General features: G+C 67.6%; 4 protein-coding genes. 2 read left to right on the forward strand and 2 right to left on the reverse strand.

Going from position 1 to position 3155, the window contains the following annotated elements:
- The coding region (locus AC04L7_RS15250) for an amidohydrolase family protein (protein WP_475513326.1) at nt 1-614 on the forward strand (614 nt) is incomplete at its 5' end.
- Nucleotides 615-678: 64 nt separating this feature from the next.
- Here the strand turns inward: AC04L7_RS15250 and AC04L7_RS15255 are convergent.
- Nucleotides 679-852 carry a 30S ribosomal protein THX gene (locus AC04L7_RS15255; RefSeq protein ID WP_296279084.1) on the reverse strand — a complete coding sequence of 58 codons (174 nt, stop codon included), beginning with the start codon at nt 850-852 and terminating at the stop codon, nt 679-681.
- A gap of 140 nt (nt 853-992) precedes the next feature.
- Nucleotides 993-1400 (reverse strand): MerC domain-containing protein, encoded by a 408-nt coding sequence (locus AC04L7_RS15260; protein ID WP_299341148.1) that lies wholly within the window; start codon nt 1398-1400, stop codon nt 993-995.
- Nucleotides 1401-1490: 90 nt separating this feature from the next.
- On the opposite strand from AC04L7_RS15260, the gene AC04L7_RS15265 reads away from it, so the two are divergent.
- A partial coding sequence (locus AC04L7_RS15265) for a TonB-dependent receptor (protein ID WP_475513327.1) occupies nt 1491-3155 on the forward strand: 1665 nt, incomplete at its 3' end.

The raw sequence follows: 3155 nt of genomic DNA on the forward strand, positions 1-3155 counted from the left end.
AGGAAGGTCTGGTGGACGCGGTGGATGCCTTCTGCGAGCGTATCGGCTTCACGGCGGCGCAGACGCAGCGCGTGTTCGAAGCGGCGCGCGCATTGGGCATCCCGGTGAAGCTGCATGCCGACCAGCTCAGCGATGGTGGCGGCGCGGCGTTGGTCGCGGCATTCGATGGCCTGTCGGCCGACCACGTGGAATACACGTCCGAGGCCGGCGTTGCGGCGATGGCGCGCGCAGGCAGCGTGGCGGTCCTGCTGCCGGGTGCCTTCCACGTGCTGCGCGAAACGAAACTGCCGCCGCTGGAGGCGTTCCGCGTTCATGGCGTGCCGATGGCGGTGGCGACGGACTGCAACCCGGGCACGTCGCCCCTGCAGTCGCTGCGCCTGGCCATGTCGCTGGCCTGTACGCATTTCCGCCTGACCCCGGAGGAAGCGCTGCGCGGCGCCACCGTGCATGCTGCGCAGGCGCTGGGCCTCGAGGATCGCGGCCGTCTGGTAGTGGGACAGCGCGCGGACTTCGTGCGCTGGCGCATCGGCCAGCCAGCGCAACTGGCGTATTGGCTGGGCGGCGATCTGGTCTCGGCCGTGCATGTGGGCGGTCTTGTCGTGAGTCCCCCCTGAAAAACAAAAACCCCGGCGAGAGCCGGGGTCTTGCGTTCGCGACCGGCGTGCGGGCGCGGCGGGCTTACTTGGCGACAGCCTTCTTGGCCACGGCCTTCTTCGCCGGCGCCTTCACGACCGACTTCTTGGCGGTAGCCGTGGCGGCGATGCCCGCCTTGGCGACGGTACGCTTGCGCGCGTTGCCGTAGCTGGACGAATAGCGCTTGCCCTTGGCCGTCTTGCGATCACCCTTGCCCATCTGTGTTCTCCTGATTCAATGAAAAGTCCGCCCGGACGAGGGCGGCTGCGCGGGCATCCACCAGACCGGGGCGCCGCGCGCGAGGCCGCAAAGCCTACCACAGCGGGGCCTCCGCGGCCGCTGCCGCCGTGTCGCCGGACTCAGTGGGCGCAGCTGGCGTCGTGCACGTGCCAATGGTTCAGGCGCAGGTTCAGCAGGTGCGCCAGCCCCACCAGCAGCCCCCCCACCGTCATCACGACGGCATGGGGCACTGCGGCTTCGTGCAAGGGCGCATACAGCACGCCGGCCCACAGGGCCATCAGACCGAACAGCAACATGCCCAGCGCGCGGAAGGCCCGGTGCCGGCGGTAGCCCCATACCAGGCTGAAAAGCCCCAGCACCGTGACGAACACGACGAAGCCGCGTTCGAAGCCATCGCCTAGCCAGATCGACAGTCCGAGCGACGGAATCACCGCCAGCAGCAGCGGCGTGATGGCGCAATGCAGCGCGCACACCAGCGAGCCGGCGGCGGCGAAGCGGTCGAGCAGCGATCGGAACGAGGACTTCATGGAGACGAGTATGACTTCCGGGAGGGTTATATTGTCACTATTGGTATAATATAACATCATTCGCAACCCCACCTGAGTGATCCCCCTTCCATGCCTTCCCCACGCCGTCTCGCCCGCCCTGCTCCTCGCCTGCTGGTGACCGCCCTCGCCCTCGCGCTGGCCTCCCCCCTCGCTTTCGCCAACGACGCCGGCGCCCCCCAGGCCAAGGACCTGGACGCGGTCGTCGTCACGGCCTCGCCGCTGAAGGGGAATGCCGAATCCGTCGCCACGCCCGTGGATGTCCTCTACGGCGAAGACCTGGACAAGGCCAAGGCCGGCACGCTGGGCGAGACGGTCGCCAAGCTGCCGGGCGTGCAGACCACCTACTTCGGCACGGGCGTTGGCCGGCCGATCATCCGCGGCCAGGAGGGACCGCGCGTGCAGGTGCTGTCCGGCGGCCTCGGCTCGATGGATGCCTCCACGGTGAGCGCCGACCATGCGGTCAGCATCGAACCCTTCCTCGCCGACCAGATTGAAGTGCTGAAGGGCCCGGCGACCCTGCTGTTCGGCAGCGGCGCCATCGGCGGCGCCGTCAATGTCGTGGACGGCCGCCTGGCCGAATCGATCCCCGACCAGCCTCTCAGCGGCCGCGCCGAAGTCCGCGGCAACACGGTCAACGACGAACGCACCGGCATGTTCCGCCTCGACGGTGTGAGCGGAAACTGGGTGCTGCACGTCGATGGCCTGGTGCGCGACACCGACGACTACGACATTCCCGGCGTCGCGATCCTGCACGACCATGAGGAAGGCGAGGAACACGAAGAGGAACCCCAGCCTGACGGCACGCTGCCGAACAGTTCGCTCAGCACCAAGGCAGGCGCGGTCGGCGCTACCTATCTCGGTGACCGTGGCTATTTCGGCCTTGCCGCCAGCACCTACCGCAGCAACTACGGGATTCCCGGCGGTGCCCACGTGCATGGCGAGGAAGACCACGACCACGACCATGACGGAGAAGCAGACCACGATGACGAGGCGCACGAAGAAGGCCCCGTGCGCATCGACATGGTGCAGAACCGGTGGGACGTGAAGGCTGGCGTCTACGACCCGGTGTCGTTCCTGGAAAGCCTCAACCTGCGTGCCGCGTGGAACGACTACGAACATGTCGAGCTGGAAGGCGACGAGATCGGCACGCGCTTCACCAACGAGGGGTATGACGCCCGGCTGGAAGCGGTGCAGAAACCGTGGAACGGCTGGCGCGGCGCCTTCGGCCTGCAGGTCGGCAGTACCGACTTCAGCGCGGTGGGGGCGGAGGCCTTCGTGCCGTCCACGGTCACGGACACCCTCGGGTTGTTCGTCCTGCAGCAGAAGGACTTCGGCCCATGGAAGCTGGAACTGGGCGGCCGCTACGACCAGGTCAAGCTGAAGCCCGACGACCGCGCATCGATCGATTTCGGCGCCACCAATCTGTCGGCCGCGGCGATCTGGCGCCTGAGCGACGGCTTCGACCTGCGCTTCGGCCTGGACCGGTCGGAGCGCGCGCCGACCAACGAAGAACTGTTCGCTGGCGGCACGCACGTGGCCACGCAGTCGATCGAGATCGGGGATGCCTCGCTGGATACGGAGAAAGGCGTGCGTGCGGAAATCGGCGCGCATTGGCACACCGATCGCGTCGACCTGAAGCTCGCGCTGTACCAGACCCGGTTCAATGACTTCGTCTACCTCACCGACACGGGCGTGGAAGAGGAAGGCTATCCGGTCCGACTGTGGACGCAGGAC

The organism is Pseudoxanthomonas sp. LjRoot204_2 (assembly GCF_056175765.1).